Origin of the sequence: Prochlorococcus sp. MIT 0916, from assembly GCF_047305155.1 — a bacterium.
GTDB lineage: Bacteria > Cyanobacteriota > Cyanobacteriia > PCC-6307 > Cyanobiaceae > Prochlorococcus_B.
This window is the reverse complement of the sequence record NZ_CP138980.1, coordinates 1,226,901-1,251,268: the sequence shown is the minus strand read 5'-3', so window position 1 is coordinate 1,251,268 and position 24,368 is coordinate 1,226,901. Positions and strand designations below refer to the sequence as shown.

At 35.4% G+C, this 24,368-nt stretch carries 31 protein-coding genes and 2 tRNA genes; 19 read left to right on the top strand and 14 right to left on the bottom strand.

What is annotated here, in order from left to right:
- Positions 1–126: 126 nt before the first annotated feature.
- From SIB53_RS06560 to SIB53_RS06545, 4 genes are all read right to left on the bottom strand, one after another.
- Positions 127–327 (bottom strand): hypothetical protein, encoded by a 201-nt coding sequence (locus SIB53_RS06560; protein WP_413677459.1) that lies wholly within the window; start codon positions 325–327, stop codon positions 127–129.
- Between the two features lie 39 nt (positions 328–366).
- A complete protein-coding gene (locus SIB53_RS06555) occupies positions 367–864 on the bottom strand; it encodes a YajQ family cyclic di-GMP-binding protein (RefSeq protein ID WP_413677458.1) in 498 nt (165 codons plus the stop codon).
- A 121-nt stretch (positions 865–985) separates the two neighbouring features.
- The gene (locus SIB53_RS06550) at positions 986–1,504 is read right to left on the bottom strand and encodes a DNA recombination-mediator protein A (RefSeq protein WP_413677457.1); all 519 of its coding nucleotides are present in this window, start codon (positions 1,502–1,504) and stop codon (positions 986–988) included.
- 40 nt (positions 1,505–1,544) lie between these two features.
- On the bottom strand, positions 1,545–2,636 hold the full coding sequence (locus tag SIB53_RS06545; protein WP_413677456.1) for a phosphotransacetylase family protein: 1,092 nt from the start codon (positions 2,634–2,636) through the stop codon (positions 1,545–1,547).
- A 149-nt stretch (positions 2,637–2,785) separates the two neighbouring features.
- Here SIB53_RS06545 and SIB53_RS06540 point away from each other — a divergent pair, with 149 nt between their 5' ends.
- A complete protein-coding gene (locus SIB53_RS06540) occupies positions 2,786–3,523 on the top strand; it encodes a short-chain dehydrogenase (RefSeq protein ID WP_413677455.1) in 738 nt (245 codons plus the stop codon).
- Between the two features lie 26 nt (positions 3,524–3,549).
- Here the strand turns inward: SIB53_RS06540 and map are convergent, their stop codons facing one another.
- Positions 3,550–4,389 carry a type I methionyl aminopeptidase gene (gene map / locus SIB53_RS06535; protein ID WP_413677454.1) on the bottom strand — a complete coding sequence of 280 codons (840 nt, stop codon included), beginning with the start codon at positions 4,387–4,389 and terminating at the stop codon, positions 3,550–3,552.
- Between the two features lie 301 nt (positions 4,390–4,690).
- On the opposite strand from map, the gene rplS reads away from it, so the two are divergent.
- From rplS to gltX, 5 genes are all read left to right on the top strand, one after another.
- Positions 4,691–5,179, top strand: coding sequence for a 50S ribosomal protein L19 (gene rplS / locus SIB53_RS06530; protein ID WP_413677453.1), 489 nt, complete (start codon positions 4,691–4,693; stop codon positions 5,177–5,179).
- Positions 5,180–5,238: 59 nt separating this feature from the next.
- Positions 5,239–5,311 (top strand) — tRNA-Trp (locus tag SIB53_RS06525).
- Between the two features lie 35 nt (positions 5,312–5,346).
- Positions 5,347–5,535: a hyperconserved protein Hcp gene (locus tag SIB53_RS06520; protein ID WP_006043540.1), complete on the top strand. Its 189-nt coding sequence runs from the start codon at positions 5,347–5,349 to the stop codon at positions 5,533–5,535.
- Between the two features lie 199 nt (positions 5,536–5,734).
- A tRNA-Asp gene (locus SIB53_RS06515) sits at positions 5,735–5,808 on the top strand.
- Between the two features lie 21 nt (positions 5,809–5,829).
- Positions 5,830–7,260 (top strand): glutamate--tRNA ligase, encoded by a 1,431-nt coding sequence (gltX, locus tag SIB53_RS06510; RefSeq protein ID WP_413677452.1) that lies wholly within the window; start codon positions 5,830–5,832, stop codon positions 7,258–7,260.
- On the opposite strand, the gene SIB53_RS06505 is transcribed toward gltX, so the two are convergent.
- The 4 genes from SIB53_RS06505 to tsaD form a co-directional block, all read right to left on the bottom strand.
- Positions 7,216–8,460 carry a cation:proton antiporter gene (locus SIB53_RS06505; RefSeq protein ID WP_413677451.1) on the bottom strand — a complete coding sequence of 415 codons (1,245 nt, stop codon included), beginning with the start codon at positions 8,458–8,460 and terminating at the stop codon, positions 7,216–7,218. The two genes, gltX and SIB53_RS06505, sit on opposite strands and share 45 nt — an antisense overlap.
- 170 nt (positions 8,461–8,630) lie before the next feature.
- Complete coding sequence (locus SIB53_RS06500) at positions 8,631–9,089, bottom strand: DUF1643 domain-containing protein (protein WP_413677450.1); 459 nt, start codon at positions 9,087–9,089, stop codon at positions 8,631–8,633.
- Positions 9,090–9,191: 102 nt separating this feature from the next.
- Complete coding sequence (locus SIB53_RS06495) at positions 9,192–9,374, bottom strand: high light inducible protein (RefSeq protein ID WP_413677449.1); 183 nt, start codon at positions 9,372–9,374, stop codon at positions 9,192–9,194.
- A gap of 31 nt (positions 9,375–9,405) precedes the next feature.
- On the bottom strand, positions 9,406–10,476 hold the full coding sequence (gene tsaD / locus SIB53_RS06490) for a tRNA (adenosine(37)-N6)-threonylcarbamoyltransferase complex transferase subunit TsaD (protein ID WP_413677448.1): 1,071 nt from the start codon (positions 10,474–10,476) through the stop codon (positions 9,406–9,408).
- Between the two features lie 73 nt (positions 10,477–10,549).
- Here tsaD and SIB53_RS06485 point away from each other — a divergent pair, with 73 nt between their 5' ends.
- On the top strand, positions 10,550–11,107 hold the full coding sequence (locus SIB53_RS06485) for a Photosystem I reaction center subunit III (RefSeq protein WP_413677447.1): 558 nt from the start codon (positions 10,550–10,552) through the stop codon (positions 11,105–11,107).
- A gap of 42 nt (positions 11,108–11,149) precedes the next feature.
- Positions 11,150–11,287 carry a photosystem I reaction center subunit IX gene (gene psaJ / locus SIB53_RS06480; protein ID WP_038651554.1) on the top strand — a complete coding sequence of 46 codons (138 nt, stop codon included), beginning with the start codon at positions 11,150–11,152 and terminating at the stop codon, positions 11,285–11,287.
- Between the two features lie 22 nt (positions 11,288–11,309).
- Here psaJ and gmk read toward each other — a convergent pair whose 3' ends face one another.
- A complete protein-coding gene (gene gmk, locus SIB53_RS06475; protein ID WP_413677446.1) occupies positions 11,310–11,870 on the bottom strand; it encodes a guanylate kinase in 561 nt (186 codons plus the stop codon).
- Between the two features lie 68 nt (positions 11,871–11,938).
- On the opposite strand from gmk, the gene SIB53_RS06470 reads away from it, so the two are divergent.
- From SIB53_RS06470 to tatC, 3 genes are all read left to right on the top strand, one after another.
- Positions 11,939–13,642, top strand: a complete 1,704-nt coding sequence (locus SIB53_RS06470) for an NFACT family protein (protein WP_413677445.1) — start codon at positions 11,939–11,941, stop codon at positions 13,640–13,642.
- 41 nt (positions 13,643–13,683) lie between these two features.
- Positions 13,684–13,935, top strand: coding sequence for a hypothetical protein (locus tag SIB53_RS06465; protein ID WP_269604755.1), 252 nt, complete (start codon positions 13,684–13,686; stop codon positions 13,933–13,935).
- A gap of 222 nt (positions 13,936–14,157) precedes the next feature.
- On the top strand, positions 14,158–14,877 hold the full coding sequence (tatC, locus tag SIB53_RS06460) for a twin-arginine translocase subunit TatC (protein WP_413677444.1): 720 nt from the start codon (positions 14,158–14,160) through the stop codon (positions 14,875–14,877).
- On the opposite strand, the gene SIB53_RS06455 is transcribed toward tatC, so the two are convergent.
- Positions 14,843–15,205, bottom strand: a complete 363-nt coding sequence (locus tag SIB53_RS06455) for a DUF3067 family protein (protein ID WP_413677443.1) — start codon at positions 15,203–15,205, stop codon at positions 14,843–14,845. The genes tatC and SIB53_RS06455 overlap by 35 nt on opposite strands.
- Before the next feature lie 83 nt (positions 15,206–15,288).
- On the opposite strand from SIB53_RS06455, the gene petC reads away from it, so the two are divergent.
- From petC to SIB53_RS06430, 5 genes are all read left to right on the top strand, one after another.
- A complete protein-coding gene (gene petC, locus SIB53_RS06450) occupies positions 15,289–15,825 on the top strand; it encodes a cytochrome b6-f complex iron-sulfur subunit (RefSeq protein WP_413677442.1) in 537 nt (178 codons plus the stop codon).
- Between the two features lie 7 nt (positions 15,826–15,832).
- On the top strand, positions 15,833–16,798 hold the full coding sequence (petA, locus tag SIB53_RS06445; protein WP_413677441.1) for a cytochrome f: 966 nt from the start codon (positions 15,833–15,835) through the stop codon (positions 16,796–16,798).
- Positions 16,799–16,811: 13 nt separating this feature from the next.
- On the top strand, positions 16,812–17,723 hold the full coding sequence (gene lgt, locus SIB53_RS06440; RefSeq protein WP_413677440.1) for a prolipoprotein diacylglyceryl transferase: 912 nt from the start codon (positions 16,812–16,814) through the stop codon (positions 17,721–17,723).
- Complete coding sequence (gene cobM / locus SIB53_RS06435) at positions 17,720–18,472, top strand: precorrin-4 C(11)-methyltransferase (protein WP_413677439.1); 753 nt, start codon at positions 17,720–17,722, stop codon at positions 18,470–18,472. The genes lgt and cobM overlap by 4 nt, the downstream gene beginning before the upstream one ends.
- Before the next feature lie 116 nt (positions 18,473–18,588).
- Entirely contained in the window at positions 18,589–19,086 is a 498-nt protein-coding gene (locus SIB53_RS06430; protein WP_413677438.1) for a helix-turn-helix domain-containing protein, read from the top strand.
- Here SIB53_RS06430 and SIB53_RS06425 read toward each other — a convergent pair.
- Positions 19,083–20,717, bottom strand: coding sequence for a Ppx/GppA phosphatase family protein (locus tag SIB53_RS06425; RefSeq protein WP_413677437.1), 1,635 nt, complete (start codon positions 20,715–20,717; stop codon positions 19,083–19,085). The two genes, SIB53_RS06430 and SIB53_RS06425, sit on opposite strands and share 4 nt — an antisense overlap.
- A gap of 109 nt (positions 20,718–20,826) precedes the next feature.
- Here SIB53_RS06425 and SIB53_RS06420 point away from each other — a divergent pair, with 109 nt between their 5' ends.
- On the top strand, positions 20,827–21,693 hold the full coding sequence (locus SIB53_RS06420) for a 4-hydroxybenzoate polyprenyltransferase (protein WP_413679129.1): 867 nt from the start codon (positions 20,827–20,829) through the stop codon (positions 21,691–21,693).
- Positions 21,694–21,718: 25 nt separating this feature from the next.
- Complete coding sequence (locus SIB53_RS06415) at positions 21,719–22,594, top strand: LD-carboxypeptidase (RefSeq protein ID WP_413677436.1); 876 nt, start codon at positions 21,719–21,721, stop codon at positions 22,592–22,594.
- Here SIB53_RS06415 and ispD read toward each other — a convergent pair.
- Positions 22,578–23,255 (bottom strand): 2-C-methyl-D-erythritol 4-phosphate cytidylyltransferase, encoded by a 678-nt coding sequence (gene ispD, locus SIB53_RS06410; protein ID WP_413677435.1) that lies wholly within the window; start codon positions 23,253–23,255, stop codon positions 22,578–22,580. The genes SIB53_RS06415 and ispD overlap by 17 nt on opposite strands.
- 159 nt (positions 23,256–23,414) lie before the next feature.
- Between ispD and fabG the strand changes: the two genes are divergently transcribed.
- Entirely contained in the window at positions 23,415–24,167 is a 753-nt protein-coding gene (fabG, locus tag SIB53_RS06405) for a 3-oxoacyl-[acyl-carrier-protein] reductase (protein WP_413677434.1), read from the top strand.
- A 7-nt stretch (positions 24,168–24,174) separates the two neighbouring features.
- On the opposite strand, the gene SIB53_RS06400 is transcribed toward fabG, so the two are convergent.
- Positions 24,175–24,351, bottom strand: a complete 177-nt coding sequence (locus SIB53_RS06400; protein WP_158466132.1) for a hypothetical protein — start codon at positions 24,349–24,351, stop codon at positions 24,175–24,177.
- Positions 24,352–24,368 lie beyond the last annotated feature (17 nt).

Below are 24,368 nucleotides of genomic sequence, written 5' to 3'. Positions count from 1 at the left end.
GATTATCTAAAAATGATTTTATGTTGATTTAGCAAGTATTGCGAAAATTGTTAGATAGAAAAAATATTAAATTTATTTTCAAACCCGCAAGATTATCATTTTCAATAAATAAAAATCACCTTTCTTCTATACTTCAGTAATCTCTCTAGCTGTTTTTAAAACCTCCAAATATAGTTCTTCATCAATCTCCCTAATATCATATTCTGTTGGCATCACGCCATGCTTATGCTCATGAACAATCATCCAACATGATCTTTCTAATTCATTTTTTGACTGTCCGGATAAAACAACTGCTTTTTTAGAAAGTCTTTCTATTAATTTCTCCATAAAAAAAATCTTATTGATAAAGTTTTAATTTTTAATTTACTATCTATAATTTTGAAATTGTAGAGCTATTTCTAAATCATCTTCCTGATTCTTAATTAAATTAATTGCAGATTGCAAATCATCTTTATTTTTACCTGTAATTCTCAAGCTATCTCCTTGTATTGATACAGTTACCTTCTTCAAATTATCTCGAACTAACTTACTCAATTTCTTAGCGATTTCTTGAGGCAAACCTTTCTTTAACTTAACAATTTGCATTACCATATTTCCTCCGGTAGTTTCAATTTTTTGAAAATCAAATATCTTTAATGATAAATTTCTTTTAGTGGCTTTCTGTAATAAAATATCTTTTACAGATCCGATTGTCATATCACTTAGAGAAACAATAGATAATTCATCTTCTTTAATATCTATTTCTGTCTTTGAGTCTTTCAGATCATACCTTTGATCTACTTCTCTCCTCAATTGATCAATAGCATTGACTAATTCCTGCTGATCAAATTCTGAAACCACATCAAAAGAATAAGAAGACGGCATAAAAAATTCTCTTTGTTTCCACTATCTTATAAAAAAAAAACCATATTGCTTATAAATATAATTATGAGATTTTTCGCAAGTTTAAAATATCTAGAAACAGAGAATTATCTTTGATTGAAAATCAATCAAAAAAAATCAGGCTCACAACTTTTCCCATATCTTCAGCACTATGACAACTACTCAATAATGTTTCACTGTCATGAAATGCGAAACAAATCAATTGATCACATCTATTAATAATTTCTTGATTACAGAGACTACTTGCCATTGGCAAAGGCAAATCATTGTTGTCTTCTTTCTCTATTAGATGTAAAACGCTACCAAGAAGATCCTTTACCTCCGCAGTTTGCCTATCAAGAGACTGAGGCAACAAAACAGTTAAGAGAGAGGGATTAACATCTAGAACCGCTCTAATTACTGCAGCATTTACACCTTGAGAGCCTGAAGTGATTATCGAATGTCCCTCTTGAGCCAAAGAACGCGCAATTAATTCAACTATATGAATTGATACAACAGGAACATGCCTGCTCCCTAAAAAAGCAATCCTTCTTTTCCCCTCGTTTTTCAACAAGGCCAATTCCTGAGCGAGAGTATCAACTCGTCCCAATGCAGGAAGATCGAGTGATCGACTCAAGGACATCCTAATTCAGATAATTTAAAGTTAGCCACTATTCATGAACTCAAGAAGAAATTCCTAAAGTTTTAAAGATTCGATCAAGATCACAATGTTCTTGTACTAATCGAAAAGCGTAAGTAGCTTTGACTGTCTCATGAAGACGAACATGACCAAAAGCTTGTTCAATAACTTCAACTGTTGAGAGAGTATCTCTATCAACTTTTAGCAATGGGACATCTAATTCTTCTGATCTATTAATTAATTGTGGTAATGGTTCGCCAGCACCTGTCAGTATCAAGCATTGAGTAGAGGCTTCCAAAGCCGCTAATTGGATATCTGTTCGATCAGCTCCCGTCACTACTGCCATATTTCGTCTTCTTCTAAAGAATTCCATTGCAGAATTAACACTCATCGCGCCAATACTCAACGTCTCGACCATTAGCTCAAGCCTGTCAGAGCAACAAATAACTCGAGCATTTAAACGTCTCACCAATTCTTCAACAGTGACACTCCTTAATAAAGGTGACCTCGGCATTACTCCAAAGACATCTAAACCTAGTGAATTAAGAGATGGAACTATATTTTCTTTTATATCTTTGATTTGCTCAGGGTTAACAGCATTTAAAACAACACCACACAGATGCTCTCCTAATTGATTTTTAGCTTCCAATAAAGCTTCAACACTTCTACTATCTTGCCAAAAATGAGCTAGTAAAACTTTAGCGTTTAAACCTTTAGCAAGTTGACTGAGACTTAATCCATACAAGAGTCCTTCGTGCAAGCTACCTGCTGCTTCAAGAATATTGATAGCCTCATCTGAAGAATCAAGAGATGATTTTAAGTCATCAAATTTAATCCCAGCATCTAAAGTATTATCTTGAATCCTCTGACTGGCAGTAGCAGCGGCCAAAAATTGAATGGAAGGAATTAAATTCTCGACTGATAATTTTAATGTTTCGCCAACAAACCTAACATCATCATCAATCATATCTAGCATGTCTCCTTTTTCAGAGACATTTAATTCTAGGCTTGTGGCTAATGGTTTACCAAATCTAACCAAATAATTTGAAGCAATTAAATTTCTTGCTATGCCAAGAACTAATGCTGACTTACCGCTAAAAGGTTCACATGATCCAATTAGAAAAGTCTTGCTCATTAATTAAAGACCTGATGAGAGATTAATTACTTTACAAGTTTAGGCTTTTTGAAAAAGTTCTCAACACTAAAACTGTATAAAATTCTAATTAGACAAAAATTCTCCACTAATTCCTAATTTTTTGCAAGAAATACAATGGATTCAACTAAATGATGAAAAACTTGTCATCCACCTCAAGGTTTAAAGGTTCAAAAATTGCCATAACCGGTGCGAATGGAAGTCTTAGCAAGTCTCTTATAAAAGAATTGAAAAGGAAAGGAGCTCATGTGGTTGGCTTAACTCACAACAAAACAAATAATAGTAACTCCGGTGAAAGCACTCCGGATGATTGGATTGTTTGGTCATGCGGAAAAGAAAAACTCCTTTCAAGAAGCCTTGTTAATATTGATATTTTAATACTTAATCATGGATTCAATCCAAAAGAAATGATTGGTTCAAATGAAATAAATCAAGCTATAGAAATAAATTCACTTAGTCACTGGAGATTAATAGAAATCTTTGAGGATTTAGCATTATCTAATAATAATTCAAAGGAAGTATGGATAAATACATCAGAAGCTGAGTTTCAAATAGCTTTTAGTCCGGTATATGAAATAACGAAACGTCTAATAGGTGAACTTGTAAGTTTAAAAAAAAGTAAGTTATTACTGGAAAAAACAAATTACTTTATTATCAAAAAATTAATATTAGGCCCTTTCAAATCTCGATTGAACCCACAAGGTATTATGAAACCAGAATTTGTAGCAAAAAAAATAGTCCAAAAAGCAGAAAAAGATGACTATCTAATAATAGTAACTCCAAACCCAATAACATATTTATTAATGCCAATCATTGAATCATTTAGAAGATTATATACTCTCTTAATAAAGAGAATTTACTCAAAATGATACTTTTAAAAGTTAATGAAAGTAATTCAGTCTCCTCTATCGGTAAGTATCTCGAAACCATTTTTCGTTACTAAAACTGTATGTTCCCATTGAGCAGATAGGTTTCCATCTTTTGTAATTACTGTCCATCCATCACGCAGTGTCTTACAGTATTTTGACCCAAGATTAATTATAGGTTCTACTGCAATCGTCATACCCTCTCTTAGCGTGACATTTGGTAAATCATTAGTTCTAAAATTAAATACTGAGGGTTCTTCATGAAGATTCCGACCTACTCCATGTCCGGTATAATCCTCCACAACGCTAAAACCATTAGCTTTAACGTAATCTTCTATCGCTCCTGCTATGTCTAGAAGTTTATTTTTTGGCTTTATTTGATTTATTCCCAGAATTAAAGCTTCTTTCGCAACTCTACTTAATTCTATTGCTTCCTCTGAAGTTTTACCCACACAAATAGTTATACAGCTATCTCCATGATATCCATTATAAAAAGCTCCTGTATCTACTTTAAGTAAATCTCCATCACTAATAATTTTTGTCTTACTTGGAATTCCATGAACAACCTCATTATTTATACTTGAACATATACTACCAGGAAAACCATGGTAGCCTTTAAAACTTGGCACGGCATTGTGATCTCTTATTCGCTTTTCTGCATAATTATCTAGATCCATAGTAGACATTCCAGGTTTAACGAGATCTCTAATTTCACTGAGTACAGTTGCAACAATTTTGCTAGATTTACGCATAATTGCTATCTCTCTTGAAGACTTAATTTCAACTCCTCTTCTTTGTTGAATAACAGGGCCCTTATTAATAGGAATTTTTGAATTTGCTGAAGAAAGAAGATCAGAGAATAGTTTCATTGTTCAGGGAAAAAGTAAACGCCTCAAAATTTGGATCTTATTAACAATCTAATACTAGTTAAACTATCAAATGGATAGCTGGCATTTTATAAAAAAAAATCTTTTCTTTAATAAAAATTCTATAGAAAAAAAAATGTTTTCAAAGACTAGTTTTTTTTTTACGAGCAATCAATAACTAAGTAAAAGCCAAATGGGATATTCTTGGTCAGATCGGGATGACAAGACCAGATATATAAAAAATTTTTATTTTGAGAAACAAGCGGTTACAATATGTGTTCGGTCAAATTAAGAGTAATTGGCGATGTCCGTTGATTCAAAAGAGCCCTCTTCTGAAGAGCTAAAAGTTGAAGATGAATCAAATGCTCCAAAGGATTCTGGAGTAAAAGATGCTTCAGAAGCAAAATCCAAGGGGAAGAAAGTTTCAATAAAAAAGCTCTCTCCTGCAGAAATAATAAAGACTTTTGAAGATACGCAACTAAGCAAAGATCTCCCTGATATCTACGTTGGAGATACTGTTCGTGTTGGTGTCCGAATAAGTGAAGGGAATAAAGAGAGGGTTCAGCCCTACGAAGGTGTTGTAATAGCTAAGCGTCATGGAGGGATTCATCAAACAATCACAGTAAGGCGAATTTTTCAAGGTATAGGAGTTGAAAGAATTTTTCTGGTTCATAGTCCTCAAGTTGCATCCATTAAGGTTGAGCGCCGAGGTAAAGTAAGAAGAGCGAAGCTTTTTTATCTGCGTGAGCGAGTGGGCAAAGCCACACGCGTAAAGCAGCGCTTCGACCGCTGAGGTTTCGGCCTCCTCAATCAAAAGTCATTGTTCAACAATGACTTAAAGGGTATAAAAATGCGCCGTTAGTTCAGTTGGTAGAACGCAGGTCTCCAAAACCTGATGTCGGGGGTTCAAGTCCTCCACGGCGCGTTCGCAAACCCTTTCTGCAGTTACTTTTTTAAAGAATGGAGTTGGATCTTCAACCTGGCGATGTCGTAAAAGTTCTTGAATCAGCCGCATTAGGCTGGGTCAGGGCTCGAGTTATTCGTGTAAAATCAGGTGGCCGAGTTGTAGTGCAAAGTGACCAAGGCCGCGAGTTCACCGCTCGTGGTAATCAAGTTAGGCTCATAGAGCCTGCAGGTTTTCGCCCTTAAAAGTCATCTACTTATATAGTTTTGTTTCATGAGAATCTCTTTTAATAGAGAGTTAGCTTGAAAAAAACCTTATAAAGATAGTTATTAAGTCAACAATATTAATCCTTAGTTGACTAGAAGGCATTTTTAGGATGATACTCATTGGGTTACTACAAAGTATTTCTAATGATAAATAGAATCCTTTGTAAGGCCTAAAGCTGGGACCGTAGTTCAACTGGTTAGAGCACCGCCCTGTCACGGCGGAAGTTGCGGGTTCGAATCCCGTCGGTCCCGTATTTCAATCGAATTAGCACTTTGGAAGTTAGGGTAAGATTGGCACCAAGTCCTACTGGAACACTTCATCTAGGCACAGCAAGAACGGCGCTATTTAATTGGCTATTTGCAAAAAAAGAGAGTGGAACTTTTCTCTTAAGAATTGAAGATACTGATATTGAAAGATCAAAAGAGGAGTATATAAAAAATATATATGATGGACTCCAGTGGCTAGGACTTAACTGGGATGAATCCCCCACAATTCAAAGTAAAAGAGTAAATGAGCATAAGCAAATTATAAAAAATCTAATCGCTAGAGGATTTGCATATAGATGTTATGCATCAGAAGCTGAACTAGATGAAATGAGAGAAACTCAAAAGAGAAATGGTTTGGCTCCAAAATATGACAACAGGCACAGAAATCTAACACCAGAACAAGAATCAGAGTTTATAGAAGCTGGAAGAGAACCTGTTATCAGATTCAAAATCAGTGATCAAAAATTAATTTCATGGAATGACTTAATTCGTGGTGAAATGACTTGGAGTGGAAAAGATTTAGGCGGTGACATGATCATTGCAAGAAGAGCGCCAGCAGATTCAATTGGCGACCCCTTATACAATTTAGTTGTTGTAGCAGATGATTCAGCAATGAAAATCTCTCATGTAATAAGGGGAGAAGATCATCTTGCAAATACAGCAAAGCAAATTCTTCTTTACGAAGCTCTCGATCTAAATATTCCAGTTTTCGCCCATACTCCTTTAATTCTTAATTCTGAAGGTAAAAAGCTTTCAAAAAGAGATGGGGTTACTTCTATTTCTGAATTCAAAAAGATGGGTTATACATCTGAAGCAATGGCAAATTATATGACTTTACTTGGCTGGTCTGTTCCAGAGGGAATAGATGAAAGATTCAAAATTTCAGAAATTTCAGAAATTTTCAGTTTTAAAAAGGTTAACAAAGCTTCAGCAAAATTTGATTGGGACAAATTGAACTGGCTCAACTCTCAAGTAATCCATGAAATGTCAACCGAAACTCTTTTGGAAAATTTAGATCCTTTATTTAAAGAAAAAGGTTGGAATCTACCAAGTCAAGAATGGGGGAAAGATCTTGTAGGTTTAATAGGACCATCTATGGTTCTTATTAATGATGGAGTTGATCAAGCTAAACCTTTTTTTGAAGAGCCAGAATTATGTAATGACGGAAAAAAGCAATTGGAAATAAAAGAAGTAAAAATAATTTTGAAGTTTCTTCTTGAAAAGATGGAAAACTTTGATGCTGCATCCTTTAGTAAAGAGGAAGCGCTTTGTCTAATTAATCAAGCAACAAAAAACTGCGAAGTAAAAAAAGGTTTTGTTATGAAAAGTCTTAGAGCTGCACTTTTTGGAACTCTTAATGGACCTGATCTAATTCAAAGTTGGGTTTTACTCTCAAGGTTCAGTAAAGATAGAACCCGCATTAGTCGGTTTATCTAGCGTTTTATCTTCATCCAATAAACCCAACATCTTTGCTATGGGTTGAGCTGTTAAACCTTGTATCCCTACTGTCATTAATATTGTCAAAAAAACTAATCCCTGAAGTTTTCCTGCCCCTAAAACGCCTGCTTGTTCCAACCTAATTGAAAACAATGAGGCAACTGCTGCTGTAACAATTCCACGAGGAGCTAACCAACCAAGAAACAATCTTTGTTTATTATCAAGCGGTAATCCATAGGTTGCTATGGATACAGCTATTGGCCTCACAATAACCATCAAAAAAAGTACGCACGTTATACCTCCCCAACCCAAAGGACTCAATTCCCCCCATGAGACATCTGCTGCTAGTAGAGGGAAAAGCATAGTTATCGCTAACTGTGCTAATTCTCTTATTAATTTATCAAGTTCATTCGCCTCTGTAGAAGGTCTTTGTCCTACAACAAAGCCTGCTGCCACAGAAGCAGGTAATCCTGATTCAGGTAATAGCCATTCACATACTCCATAAAGTAAAAAAATAACCCCAAGAGTTAGTTGCAACCTGATCCCTACATAAGGCTCAGATCTTAAGCGCTTCAAACCTTCTGAAAGCAATAGGCCTGCAATTGAACCAATTAAAACTCCTCCTCCAAGCCTTGAAAGTAAACCAAGAAGTAGCTCTCTCCATCCATGCAGGTCTCCTACAACAAGCTCTAGCAATAGAAGTGCAAGCACTGCTCCTATAGGTTCAAGAATTAAACCTTCAGCTTCAAGCACATCACTTAATGGTGATGCAAGTCGAATTTGTCGAACCAATGGCGTTACAACAGTTGGTCCGGTAGCAAGAACAATTGCGCTGTAAACACCTGCGACGGACCAATCAAGACCTGCTAACCAATGTGCAGCAAGAAATCCAGCTGCCAATGAAATAATTAATCTTATCGAAGAAATTCTTAGAACTATTGACTTTATTGCCCCTCCAGGAAATCGAAGATTTAAACCACCATCAAATAAAACAAGGCTTACCAATAAACCCACGATTGTCTCCAACCCCTTACCAAGATCTAATGGTTCAACCAATCCAAGGCCTGATCTTCCAATCAATAAACCAGATAGCAACAATAAAACTACCCCAGGAAGTCCTGTTAGCACTGATAATAATCTTGCTCCAGCTCCAGAAAAAACTGTGATGCCCCAGAGCAAGCCCAGCCGCTCAGGAGTCATAAATAACTAGCAATGAAGACATAAGCGAGTATCCATTAAATCTACCTAAGAAAATAAATAAGTTAATAAGCTAAATTTACTTACATATTCTTCTACAGTAGCAATCCTTTCAGTCCAAAAATTATTTATAGATTCTAATTTAAAAAACAACTGACAAAACCATTTAAAAATTACTGAGCAAATGGTCTTAAGATAGATTCATTAGGCATATAAAGTGGATGGCGAGGGTTCCCTTTTTTACTAAGTCCCAAACTAAAAGCACGCTTAGGATAATTATTTTCGTTTGAATTTGAAAAGTTTTTAATTAATTCTAGAACTTCACGATCACGACCATTTAATTGGCCTTTGTCTCCCCATCCTAACCATAAATCACAATTAATATTTTCCCTCCAAAATAGTAATGATTTTAAAATAATTAAATCATTATTTTTTCCTATTGGATCATTGCTTTTTGATAGTCGAAAAGGAGCCTTAGAGATCAATCCAAAGAGATTAATTATATAGATATTTTTGTAATTCCATCTGGAACAAAAATTAATTATCCTAATAAGAGTCCTATCATTATTAGATGAATTCGCGTTTGAAGGATTTAAGCCAATAAAAACTACTGTCTTCTTACCAGTCTTCAACTCTCTTTTTAAGATCCATCTATAAGATCTACATTCACTAAATAAGCAAAATGACAAGCAAAAAATAAAAATAAAAGGATATCATAAAGTTAATCTATTTTTCTAGCTAGAAAAAATCAAATTTGATCCTAAAAGAATAGTTAATACAATAATTAAACCTGCTATTGCTATTCGACCATTCCATATCTCAGCTTGTGGAGTGAATCCTCTTTTCCAGGAATTAAGTTCACGTGAGCTTGCCTCCCTCGTGGATTTATTTGTTTCATTTCCTTGATTTAAAGACATTAGAAAAAAATTAAAAGCTTCAAAATATTGATTAAAAAGGAGGTTTAGGATCGTAAAGCAAATCGGATTTTTCTAAAGGCCATCGAGGAGAAACACCTAATTCCATTGAACTTTGAGTGTTTGGTGATGACAATCTTAACAAAGCTGCCGCCCCAATCATTGCTGCATTATCAGTACAAAATTCCATAGGCGCAAGAGCAACGTCAATTGATTTTTCAGATGCTTGGGAAAGCATCATTTTCCTTAATCGCACATTTGCTGCGACCCCTCCAACCAAGACAAGAGAAGTTAAACCTTGATCAAGGGCACAACGCAAGCTCCTCTCAACTAATACCTCAGCCACTATGTATTCAAAACTTGCAGCAATATCCTCTATTGGTAATTTTATATTTTCTGACTTGAGCTTTTCTATTTGACGAAAAACAGCCGTTTTTAAACCACTAAAAGAAAAGTCATATGGATAAAAACCACCTCCAGGCTTAGAAACTCTACCTTTTGGGAATGAAAACTTTTTTGGATCTCCAGATTCAGCTATTTTTTGAATTGCTGGCCCCCCTGGATATGAAAGCCCCAGCAGTCTTGCAACTTTATCAAAAGCTTCTCCAGCTGCATCATCATGACTTCTACCAAGACGTTGATACTTATGTTGAACATCAACTTTTATCAATTCAGTATGACCTCCACTAACCAATAAAACCAAGAAAGGAGGTTTAGGATGATTTTCTGCCAAATATATTGAAGAAAGATGTCCCTCCAAATGATGAATTCCTAAAAATGGAATTTGATGCAAATTAGCCAAAGTTCTTGCCGTAATTGATCCGATCAAGAGTGAACCTGCTAATCCTGGAGTAACAGTTGCTGCTACTGCATCTATATCTTTTATCTGTAATTTTGATTTTGCAAAAACTTCTTCAATTAAAAATGGAAGATTTTCCAAATGTCTTCTTGAAGCAATTTCAGGGACAACGCCACCCCAATTAGAATGTTCTGCTACTTGAGAAGCTATTTCATTAGCTATCAAATCAATTTTTCCTTTTTCATCCGAAACTAATGCCGCCGCCGACTCGTCACAACTTGTTTCGAGGGATAAAATTATTGACATTTATAGCTTGTGATCAACTAAGTTTAGTATTGAAATCCCATTAAAACAGGGCAACAGATAAAAATCAGAACTCATGAGTCGTCTTTTATCAATTCTACTTTCAGCATTTCTCTTCTTAGGAATAGCTCCTATAGCCAATGCAAGACCAGGTCCAGCACTAAATGCTGATAGAGCTCCTACAGATTTCACTGCTTCTGCTTTGGTATCCTGCGCTGATAATCCTCGTTTTCAAGAGAGAGCAAGCACAGCTTCCACAGATCAGGCCATAAAAAGATTTGAAAGATATAGCAAAGCATTATGCGGAGATGATGGTCTTCCTCATTTAATAATCGGTCCTCCCATAGAACCTTGGGGTGCATGGTTTAACCGAGGTCATGAAGGAGATCTACTTATACCTGGAGTAATGTTTATATATATTGCTGGAATTATTGGTTGGTCTGGAAGGGAGTATGTAAGAGCTGTTAGAGGCAAAAAGAATGCTGCAGAATATGAAATTATTATTGACACTGATTTAGCTTGGCAATGCTTGAAGAGAGGAGCAGCTTGGCCTCTCCAAGCTAATAGAGAAGGAAAGAATGGAGAGCTTAGGGAAAAAGACAATAATGTTTCACTTAATGGTCCAAGAGGCTAAAAATTATTTATTTAATTAAAAAAATCACTTAATTTTTCAATCATGTTTCAATTATTTCGTACTAAATGGTTTAGATCAGCCCCAGTCGTATCAGCGATTTGGATCACTCTAACAGCTGGTATTATTGTTGAATTTAATAGATTTGTGCCAGACTTGCTTTTCCACCCAATGTCTTTTTAAAAATAAAAATCACTATTTAAATTTAAATTTTCAATCCCATTAAGCCTTCAATTTCTTTGAAGGCTTTTTCGATATCTACATTAATAACTACAGCGTCAAACTCTTTTATCGCAATAAGTTCCTGCTTGGCTATCGCCAAGCGGTCTCTGATAGCTTCCTCAGTCTCAGTTCCTCGACCTCTAATTCTTTTTTCAAGTTCAGCTAAATTAGGCGGGGCCAAAAATATTTGTAATGCTCTAGGAAAAGACTTTCGAATTTGTCGGGCCCCCTCTAATTCAATTTCAAGAAGAACATTAGTTCCTTTTTCTATTTTTTCTTGAACTATTTTTTTTGGAGTTCCATAAAAATTATTAGAGAATGAAGCCCACTCCAGGAAACCTTTTTTATCAATTTTTTCTTGAAAATCTTTCTTTTCTAAGAAGAAGTAATGCTCTCCATCAACTTCTCCAGATCTTGGTTGACGAGTAGTAGAAGATATAGAAAGCCATACATCACTATGACTTTCAAGGATTTTCCTAACAATTGTTCCTTTACCTACCCCGCTTGGGCCAGTAAGAACAGTAAGATTTCCTAAAGATGACATAAACAAATCCTATCTAATTTACCTAGCAAAGGTTAATTAAATTAATCATAAAATTAAAAGGATGATAGATGAGCAAAGTTCCAATTCAAATAATGGACTTAACAACCCTTAAAGCGGTTGTATTTGAACTTAGCGAGGAAATAGTCCCAAGTAGATTTGAGAATGCACAGCAAATTGATTCACATACTCTTCAATTAGGATTTAGAACACTAGAGAACCTTACATGGATAGAAATTAGCTGGCTTGCTGAGTCTCCTCGAATTGTCCAAATACCATCTCCAAAAAGATATGGTGAGAAAAGCACATTAGCGAAACAACTAAAACATTTATTAGTCAATTTAGCTTTGGTAGAGATAAAACAAACTGGGTTTGAAAGAATAGTAAAGTTTAAATTCTCTAGCAGACCTGGTAAAGAAATTGAGAAAGAAATGGTAGTCGAGTTAATGGGTAAACACAGTAATATTTTACTTTTAGACAGATCAAGCAAAGTAATTACTCTTGGGAAACAAATAAAAGAAAATCACTCAAGACTAAGACCAATAAGAACTGGAGATATTTACAAGTCTCCTCCAGCTCTTAAAGGATTAGCCCCTAAGCTATCTGAATCATTTCATTCATGGAAAGATAATATATGCTTGGTTCCATCAACATTCAAGAAATGCCTTAAAGATACCTACCAAGGAATAAGTCCAGCTCTAACATTACAAATAGCAAGCAATAATTACAATGAAGCAATTAATATAATAAACCAATCGGTAACAAGTATTGAATTAACAACATGGGAATTAATATATAAAAGATGGAAGAATTGGATAGTAGATATTGAGAATAATAATTACACTATAAATTTCGATGGGCCTACTGATTTTGTAGTTTGGGGAGAAGGCAAATCAAAGGTTGAGAATACAAAAATTGGTCTTAGCCTTGGCATATATTATTCAAATAAAATTATAGATAGGAAAATAAATTCTATTAGAGAAAAATTAAAATATGATCTCCAAAAGTCAAAAGATAGTGAATTAAAGAAACTAGAAGTGCAGCAATTGCTAATTAAAAATATTTCTGAATATATAACCATGCAAAGCAAGGCTAATAATATTCTAAGCTTGAAATCCCCAACGAAGAAGCAAATAATTGAGGCTCAGAATTTATTCAAAGAAGCTAAAAGGAAAAAAAGATCTAGAGAATCAATTCTAAATAGAGTTGAATTTCACAAGAAGAAAATATCTGAGATTGAATATTGTGAGTTATTTCTTGATTCATTAATATATGAGAATAATGGGGCTAGTAAAAATAAACTAGATTCAATTATTGAACTTAAAGAAGAGGTAGAAGAATATATTTGCATTAAAAAAAATTCATACAAGTTTAAATCAAATAGAAAAAAGGAACAGGCTTCAACTATAAAAGAGATTAAAAGTCCTAGCGGTCTAAAGATTCAAATAGGTTCCAATAACAGGCAAAACGAATTAATTAGTCTAAGGAAAGGGAAAAAAGGAGATCTTTGGTTTCATGCTCAAGAGACACCTGGAAGCCATGTTGTACTTAAATCATCCAATGGTCTTTTTGATGATAAAGATATTGAGTTAGCTGCTGATCTTGCTTCTTTCTTTAGCCGTGCGAGAGGTAACAAGCTTACACCAATAATTATGGTTCCAATTGAAAATCTACAAAGGATTTCAGGGTCCTTACCTGGAACTGTTAGTCATAGGGATGGGAAGGTCATATGGGGAAAAGCTGAGAGGGCTGCGAAATATTTCCACCAGAAGTGAACTTCAATGACTTACTATCAGCTTCATTAGACCAGTTTAAAATGATTGACTTTTTGCTAGGCACGCATGAGTTTCTTGGTAATCACACTTTCCCAGAGTTTTTAATTGGATATTTATTTGGTGCTGCTTTAATCATCGGTGCTCCCACAGTCTTTCTTTTATTAGCATTTACAAGCGCCTTAATGAAAACCAATGGGAAAATGGGAGGCTATAAAGAATATGCGAGTTATGGTGAATCTTCACTAAATGATTGTCCTCCTTTTATTTTGCCTGACCCAACAAAAAACAATTAAAAGACTCTTTCCAGATAGACAAATTATCAATAATTTATCAATTCTAAAATATCTAGAAAATCTCTTAGTTACTACTTACAAACTAAATTTGCTACTAAAATAAGCTTATTAAGCTAAATCCAACTGAATAGTTCAAACAAAAACGAAAATATTTTAAAAGCTCCTCCTCCTATAAAAATCGAGGAAAAAGCTGATTCATGTGAGGCATCTCAAAGCTTTGAAATGCCTTTAGTAGATCATCTTGAAGAACTTCGTCAAAGGATCCTAAAAAGTCTTATTGCAGTTCTTCTTTCATCAGGTTTTTGCTTGTTGTTTGTAAGGAAGCTCGTACAAGCATTAGAGATACCAGCGGGGAAAATACAATTTTTACAAGTAGCGCCTGGTGAATTTTTATTTACTTCAATAAAAGTTGCGGGTTATGGAGGGCTTACTCTTTCTCTTCCTTTTATACTTTACCAATTTTTAAAGTTCATCCTTCCGGGTCTAACTGAAAAAGAGAAGCTTTTAATAGCACCATCAGTTGCAGGTTCAGCAATTTTATTTTTCTTAGGAATTTTATTTGCTTGGAAGGCCTTGATACCTGCAGCTTTGGGATTTCTAATAAATTATGGGGCCGATGTGGTTGAACCACTATGGTCAATAGAAAAATATTTAGATTTTGTCCTTCTACTCATGCTTTCAACTGGTTTAGCCTTTCAATTACCAATACTTCAATTAATTTTAGGTTTCTTTGAAATAATTTCTTGGAAAAAGATGTTATCTGCGTGGAGATTTGTAGTGATGGCCTCAGCTATTGCAGGAGCTGTTCTAACTCCATCAACTGATCCCATAACCATGCTTCTTTTATCATCATCGATAACTTTTTTGTTTTTTATTGGAATTGGTTTAGTTGCTATAACGACAAATCTCAAAGTACAAATTCGTCCATCCTTTGATCCATAGGCAAAGCCAATGTAATTGCTTTGCCTAGTCTTGGTTTAGCCTGAACATTTTCCAGCCAATTTCTAACAAATTTGGATTGGCCGGCACGGTTAATTATTTCTAAGGTTCGATTTAAATTTTCTTTAAAGGTCTCTTCATCTATTGGAAAAGACTGTTGTTCTAAAAAGCCCCACATCATTTGCAAATATATTCGGTCTCTTTTTATTAACAATCTCAAATCATATGTTACGCCCCAGCGCCTTCTTAAGCACTCCATTACTTCTTCTGCTTCCAATGGAATTGAAGAAGAGTAACGACCAGAATTTGACGCGTTAAATTCAAAACTCATTTCAAAACCTAGTCTTGGCAGAGATTAATAACCCTTTATGTGTCCATTTTGGTCTAATATCTATGTATAGGTGAACGTCTGTAATGACACAAATGACAACTGCAGATGTGCCCTCAATGGGCAGAAGGCAGTTTATGAATCTGCTTACCTTTGGAACAGTTACAGGGGTTGCTTTAGGAGCGTTATATCCAGTAGCCCAATACTTCACTCCATATAGGTCCGGTGGTGGAGGTGGCGGAACAAATGCAAAAGATGAGTTAGGAAACAATGTAAGTGCAACTGGTTGGCTATCAACCCACCCAGTTGGTGATAGAAGTTTGGTCCAAGGACTTAAAGGGGATCCAACCTACCTAATAGTTGAGGGTGAAGATGCAATTACTAGTTACGGAATTAATGCTATTTGTACTCACCTTGGTTGTGTAGTGCCATGGAATAGTGGAGCAAATAAATACATGTGTCCATGTCATGGAAGTCAATACGATTCCACAGGAAAAGTTGTAAGAGGACCAGCCCCTCTATCTCTAGCGATAGCTCATGTCTCAGTTGAGGATGATCAAGTTCTAGTGAGTCAGTGGACAGAAACTGATTTTCGAACTGGTACTGATCCTTGGTGGGGATGATAAACAAATGAAAAAAAACTTCAATGCCATTTCTAAAACCATGAGTCGATCATTAAAACTTTTTATCTTTTCAGTTTTTATTGGATTTTCAATATTTGTAATTCCTCAACCAACTTGGGCATACCCATTTTGGGCTCAGCAAAAATTTGATAATCCTAGAGAGGCAACTGGAAAAATTGTTTGCGCCAATTGTCATGTAGCAAGTATGCCAACAAGAGCTGAAGTACCTCAGGCAGTTGCTGCTGATAGTGTTTTCAAAACAGTCGTAGAAATACCTTATAAAAAGGACCTGCAAGAAATTGGAGCTGATGGAAGCAAAGTTCCTCTCCAAGTTGGAGCCGTAGTAATGCTTCCAGATGGATTTAAGCTCGCTCCTCAAGAAAGATGGACTGATGAAATAAAAGAAGAGACACAAGGTGTTTACTACACCCAATACAGCGAAGAACAAGAAAATATTATTTTAGTAGGCCCTTTACCTGGCGATCAAAACAGAGAGATTGTCTTCCCTGTATTATCGCCTGATCCTAGAAAAGACAGCAAATATAATTTTGGAAAGTATTCAATTCATGTAGGAGGGAATAGAGGCAGAGGTCAAGTTTATCCAACTGGTGAGAAGAGCAATAACAATTTGTTTACTGCAACAAATTCAGGGACAATAACCTCAATAGAAACAAACGAAGATGGAACTCAAATAATTAATCTAAACAATGAAGAAGGAGAAAGTTTTACTGAAAATCTTCCTGCTGGGACTTCATTATTAATAAAAGAAGGAGATACTATTGAGAAAGGTGCGGAATTAACTGAAGACCCAAATGTTGGAGGTTTTGGTCAACTTGACAAGGAAATAGTTTTACAAAGTAAGGCAAGAGTTATTGGAATGATAATTTTCTTTATTGGAGTTGGCTTATCCCAAATAATGCTAGTTCTTAAAAAGAAACAAGTAGAAAAAGTTCAAGCTGCTGAAGGACTATAAATTCAAATAGTTGATGGAACATATTTTTTTAGCGCTTAGATCACCTGGGCCTGAGTTTTTTCAACTGGGCCCTTTTTCATTAAGGTGGTATGGATTGCTAATAGCTATTTCAGTTTTATTAGGTTTAAATTTATCAGGAGAATTAGCTTTAAAAAAAGGACTAAAAAAAAGCCTTATTAGCGATTTACTACCTATTTTAGTTTTGGCATCCGTGATTGGTGCAAGAATTTATTATGTTGCATTTGAATGGAGAAACTACACTGGTAAAAACTTCTGGAGTTCTATTTATTTCCTGAACTTAAATATTCCTATTCCCAGTGCAATAGAAATTTGGGGAGGAGGAATTGCAATTCATGGTGCACTGATTATGGGTACATTATCCATTGTATTTTTTTGTCGCTGGAGAAAAGAACCTTTTTGGGATGTTATAGACGTTTTGGTCCCCTCAGTTGCATTAGGCCAAGCAATAGGTAGATGGGGGAATTTTTTTAATAATGAAGCTTTTGGGATACCTACAAATTTACCCTGGAAATTATTTATACCTTTTAGATTTAGACCAGAAATATTCTCGTCGCAAGATTATTTTCACCCTACCTTTCTTTATGAATCAGTATGGAATATTTTTGTTTTTGGCATACTGATTTTTCTTTTTAAAAAGGCAAATAAAAGAAAACTTAAGCTACCATCTGGCAGCTTAAGTTGCTTATATTTAATCACTTACAGTTTAGGCAGGTTTTGGATAGAAGCCTTAAGAACTGATCCTCTCTGCTTGGGTGGGGTGCCACCTTTTTGCGAAGGAGGACTACGAATAGCACAATTGATTAGCTTATTTTTAATTAGTGCAGGTTTATTAGGAATATGGAGAATTTATATTTCTAAAAAAGCCCTCCCTGATCCATCCTTGATTAATGAGAGAAATCAATGAATCCGATTTCAATTGTAGGAGCAGGCCCTGGCGCTTTAGACTTAATGACAATAAGAGCTCAACAAAGACTAAAATCAGCCGATGTTCTTGTTTGGACAGACTCTCTAATCCCTCTACAAATAACTAAACTTGTCAAAGATGATTGTGAAAAGATAAAGACAAGTTCATTAACTCTAGAAGAGATACTTTTAATCTTAATTAAAAAGCATAAGGAAGGGAAAAGAATTGTTCGTCTCCATGATGGTGATCCTTGCTTATATGGAGCCATCTCAGAACAAATATGTAAATTAAATGATGAAGGAATTGAGGTGGAAGTAGTTCCTGGAGTAAGTGCCTATCAAGCAACAGCAGCGACTTTAGGATTCGAGCTGACAATTCCAGATTTAACCCAAACAATAATACTTAGCAGAGCTGATGGCAGGACAGGCAAGCCAGAGAAGGAAAGTCTTCAAAAACTAGCATCTATACAATCATCTTTATGTCTTTACCTAAGTGCAAGACATGTAAAAGAAGTGCAATCAATACTTATAAAGTATTATCCTGCGAATACTCCTGTAGCAATTGCATATAGAGTAACTTGGCCAGATGAATGGATAAAAGTTATACCTTTGAGTGAGATGGCAAAAATTTCTCAAGAACAAAATTTAATCAGAACAACTTTATATATAATTAGTCCAACATTAAAGATAGGTAATAATAGATCAAAGCTTTATAATCCTTCTCATTCACATTTATTTAGGCCGAGTTAAAGAGCAAAACTACGGAATATATTATAACTATCATTAAAGCTAAAGATAAATTATCTTTTAGAGACAAACGACTTTACAGAGCCTTTAGAATATACTTGGTACACAAAAGGGTTTAATTGAAAAAAAGTGAAGAAAGAAAAAGCGATACTAATCAAGTCGCAAATAAAAAATCTGCATTACGAACTGTTGGTGAGTTTCTGAGAGAAGCTCGACAAGCTAGAAATCTTTCAGTAGAGGATCTATCCTCCTCACTCAGAATTGGGAAAGAACAATTGATTGCACTTGAATCAGGAGATGAAAGCGCACTTCCCGAAGAAGTTTTTATAAGAGCAATGGTTCGAAGAATAGCCGAGAAATTAAACTTAGATACAAGTTTTATTCTTGAAGAGCTCAATAAAAAGAGAAACAATGAGTCCAAACCTAGCCCAGTGATTAAGAAGAAAAATACTAGAAAAAGTAGAAATTTTAATCCATTTAGCATTGTAATTTTATCGGGTACTTTAGGATTACTTGCTTCAATTATGCTATTAAAATATATTCAAAAATTGCAAAATGATTCGATTAATCCTCAGCGAAGTGATATCTTTTTATTAGACAAAAAGATATCTTCTTAAAGGATATTTATATCAACATCCTTAATTGTCTTAATTAGTAAAATTGCCTTAGTTAAGCTCCATCTCTCAAGATCTAAATTTTGGCCTAAGTCATTAGGAATCAGCTCTATATTAATTTTTTTATTATTAGCTTCAATCACTATCTTTGATATTAAAGGTTCTGGCCTTCTATCCAAAGCGCATGAAAGGCGAAGAAGTAAAGACATTTCATTTACCAAACTTCGTTGACTTTCATTCACCAGTAATTGCCAAGATTCATGTCTTTTTTTTGGGAAACTTTTCCTGTGATACCTTGCAATAGCAGCGACCATTAAATGCTCACTTTGAGAATAGCCTAAGAGCTCTCCATTTTTAATTAAATACCACGAATGCTTATGATAGGCACTTATATTTATATGTTTTCCACAGGCATGAAGCTTAGCTGCTGCCCACAAAAGATCTCTACCTTCACCATTATCATTATGCAAAATCCCCCTAGTCTGATCATAAAAAGTAAGAGCAAATTCTGATACTCTTTTTGATCTTTTTGAATTAACACCAAATCTTTTTGATTGATGAATAACTGTTCTTTCTCTTATTGATCCTTGAAAGCTCAACTGATCTTTTAAATAATTATTTCGACACATCCAATCAACAACTAATCCTTCCCGCAGAGCTCTTTCGCTTAAAATAATTTCATTAACATTAACCATATTCATTATGGTTTGCAAAATCAAAGCACCTGGAACAATAATCTCAGATCTTCTTTCACTTAATGAGGATAATTGACTTCGTTCAGAAGGTGTCATTTTTATTAATTGACTAACAATTTCATCCAAATTATTTTTTGTGATTTTATATCCTTGTAATTTTGATTGAATATGATTTTCTTTGTTAGATATTAACGACCCAATAGCCATTGCAGTTCCACTAGTTGCAACTAAAACTGGTATTTCGCCTACTTCAATCCTATTAGAAACTTTATCAATCGCAGACTCCATAGAGCCTCTGATAAATGACCTTAAAAACAATTCATTTTGAGAGGATATTGGATCTTTTTTAATAAATTCTCTTTGTAATCTTACTGCTCCAATCTTTGTACTTGTTAATGCTCGCGCCTCAGAACTATCAGCAAGGATTAATTCTGTCGAACCTCCTCCAATATCAAGAACCAAATGAGGTTTATTTCCAAATTGCATCCCCGAAAGCACACCTAAATAAATCAATCTTGCTTCTTCCGCTCCACTTATCAATTCAACATCTAAGCCTATCTTCTTTTTTATTTCAGAAATAAATATTTTTCCATTAGGTGCTTCCCTAACCGCACTTGTAGCGGCAATAATAAGACTCTCAACTTTATAACTTTCAGATAAATCCTTAAACCTCTTTAATGTTGAAAAAGCCCTATTCATTGCAAGGGACGTAAGTTCTCCCGTACTAGGATCTCTTTCTCCTAGTCGTGTTGTAGATTTCTCTGCAAGCTCAATACTAAAAGTATTTAATTTTCGCTCAAGCTTTGCAATTAAAAGATGAGTTGAGTTGGTGCCAATATCAATTGTTGCTACGCGACATAATTCAGCATCTTGCTTTTCTACAAGATCCAATTCAATAGAATCACTTTGAGAAAAATTATTTATTGAGTCCCCTAACATAAATGAGTAGGTTGAACCTCAATACTCTGACATCATCAGCACCCCATTGAGAAAACCTTATAAATCATTATCAATTTGAATTTTCGTGAATAATCTTCTTCCCCAAAAAATGAGATATTATTTTCAACTTCTCAGATGGAACAAACCAAGCGGAAGATTGATACTTCTAGTTCCTGCTGGCTGGTCTCTTTGGTTAACTCCTGCAGCCCCTCCCTCTCTATTCGTTTTGGGGATAATAATTTTAGGTGGATTATTTGTAAGTGGTGCAGGGTGTATTGCTAATGATATTTGGGACAGAAAATTTGACAAGAAAGTAATAAGAACCAAGGAAAGGCCTTTAGCGAATGGCAACGTATCTCTAAAGACTGCATGGATACTACTAATTGTTATGTTGTTTTTTAGTCTTTCTATAGCTCTTGCTATCCCAACAGAAAGTAGAAATTTATGCCTTCTTCTTGCAACGTTATCCTTACCTTTTATTCTTTTATATCCATCAGCAAAAAGATGGTTTAAATTTCCTCAACTTTTTCTTTCTATTTGCTGGGGGTTTTCCGTTCTAATTCCCTGGGCAGCAAGCGAATCTTCATTAGCAGGAGGAGGAACATTATTATTTTGTTGGCTTGCAACAATATTTTGGACTTTTGGCTTTGATACTGTTTATGCCATGGCCGATGAGATTGATGACAAAGTAATTGGTCTAAACAGCAGCGCAATCAGTCTTGGAGGAAAGTCAATAAAAACAGTTTCTTTTTGCTACTTTGCAACCAGTTTCCTTCTAGCTCTTGCTGCTTTTAAAGCAAATTTAGGATTAACGTATTGGCCTTTTTGGTTGGTATCCACTTTAGGAATGCAAAGAGAAGTTCTCTTATTAAATTCAAGATCAAAAGGTGTTAAGGCTTCAGGTTTGCATTTCATCAATCAAGTGCGAATTGGCAGTTTATTACTGCTTGGAATGGTGTTAAGCAGACTTGTTTAAACAATGTCTTTAGTAAAATTCACAAATGACTGAGCCACTAAAAAAAGGCGACCTTTTCCAAATAGTTGCTGTAAGTTCGCCAATAAGTAAAAAAGAAGATCTTGAAGCTGGAATAAAAGTACTTCAGGAGTGGGGTTTATTATGCAACGATAACTATGCAGTAGATAGGTCATGGGGGTATTTGGCAGGTAATGATGAAATTAGATTTAATGAATTACACTCAAATAATGATTACCCTCTCTTAGCTTTTGCTAGAGGAGGGTGGGGGTCGGCGAGATTACTTGAAAAAAAACAACCATGGAAAGAAGGCTGGATGATGGGTTTTTCTGATTTAACTTCAATACTTCTTGCACGGCTAGCAGGTGGATTTCAGGGAGGAGTTCATGGTCCACTTGTTACAACTTTGGGAGCCGAGCCAGACTGGAGTAAAGACAGGCTTAAATCAATTTTATTTGGCAATTCTGTACCAGATATTTTTGGAGACCCATGGGGAGGAGGTATCTCGAAGGGACCGCTCATAGTTGGCAACCTCAGTGTATTAACTCACTTAATTGGTACTCAACATCTACCAAGTTTTAAAAAATCAATTTTAATCATCGAAGACATTGGAGAAGCTCCCTACAGAATTGACAGAATGTTAACTCACTTAAGATTGGCCGGAATCCTACAACAGATATCAGGCTTAGGTTTTGGCTCATTTAATTATTGTGATAACGAGAAGAACGTCGATAAAGCAAAAACGTTTAAGCTTCTTGATATTTTCAAAGATCGAACACAAGACCTTAAAATTCCAATTGTTTCAAATTTGCCCATTGGACACTGTTGCGGGAATGCATCACTTCCACTAGGTAGTCAAGCCATCTTAAATGGCGACAAAGGAAGTCTTAGTCTTGTGAAGTAGACAATAAAGACTCTGCAATTACAAGATCAAATGGAGTTGTCACTTTAATATTAGAAGGCCCAGCATCAAATATTTTTACTGGCAACCCTAAGCGTTCAAATAAGGATGCATCATCGGTTACATTCCATCCTTTTGCGATTGCTTCACTATGAGCATGCTTCAGTTTATCAACGGGAAAGCCCTGGGGTGTCTGAGCCGACCATAGATGTGAGCGAGGAGGGCTCTCAATAATCTCACCATCTTTATCAACCTTTTTAATGGTGTCCGTTACTTGTGACGCAGCAATAACAGCCTGCCCCTTGGAAACAATCTTTGAGATTTCATCAAAAACGCATGATCTTACCAAGCATCTTGCTCCATCATGAATCAGCACATATTTAGCATCATTTGGGAGGGCAGCTAATCCCATCTGAACTGACTGTTGTCTTGTTAATCCCCCATTGATCCATTCAACTGACTTCGATGAGTCATCAAAAATTGAACATATCGAGTTTTTGTCTTTCGGTTGTCCAATAATTCCAATCCATGTAATTGTTTTAGAGTCGAACGCTGCTTTCAAAGTCCACTCAAGAACTGTCTTGCCTGCAACATTCAAAAGAAGTTTATTTCTATCTGCACCCATCCGACTTCCACTTCCTGCAGCAGCAATTAACAAATGCACAACCGGATCCCTCTCTATTGATTCTTCATTTAATATATTCGACCAGTAAAAATAACTATTTTTACTGGTTGACTTAAACTCTTTTCAAAAATCAAGTGGCTCAATAGTAAGTTAAATAAAATAAGTTTTCGATTTTAACGATTTAAACATCATAAAACTATGACATTTTCAAAATCACTTGAAGGTCAGACTGCAATTGTAACTGGAGCCAGCAGGGGCATTGGCAAGGCTATTTCAATTTTTTTAGCAAAGGAAGGGGCAGAAGTAATCATCAATTATTCTTCATCTTTGGAAAATGCAAATAAAGTCGTATCAGAAATAAACTCCTTTGGAGGCAAGGCATACCCTCTTCAAGCTGATATCTCTAATGAAAACTCGGTGAATGAATTAATAAAAACAGTATTGGAAAAAAATAATACAATCGATGTTTTGGTAAATAACGCAGGGATAACTAAAGATGGGCTTCTAATGAGAATGAAAACTGACGATTGGCAGAAAGTCTTAGACCTTAATTTGAGTGGTGTTTTTTATTGCACAAGAGCGGTCTCTAGGCAGATGTTGAAACAAAAAAAAGGAAGAATTATCAACATAACTTCTGTCGTCGGGTTAATGGGTAACCCCGGCCAAGCAAATTATTCTGCAGCAAAAGCAGGAGTGGTAGGTCTTACACAAAGTGCTGCAAAAGAATTTGCAAGCAGAGGGATTACTGTAAATGCAGTTGCTCCAGGTTTTATTTCAACAGATATGACAAAAGATCTGAACAGCGAATCAATCCTCTCTGCAATTCCGCTTGGAAGATTTGGGAACCCTGAGGATGTTGCAGGAGCAGTGAGATTTTTAGCAGCAGATCCGTCAGCCGCGTACATAACCGGTCAGACAATTCAAGTTGATGGTGGGATGGTTATGAGTTGAACAGCTATCAATTTTGAATCGGCTGTCCTAGTTCATCTCTCAATCTTCTAATTCGTTGCAATAATTTTAATCTTCTGCTTCTTGCCGTAGCTGTAAGAAATATCCTCAAAGGAAAATAAATCAAAGTCATAGTCCCGGCCAAGCCAGCCATGAGAATAAAAAATAAAGCCCCAGGATCATTCATATGTTGACACTAACTAC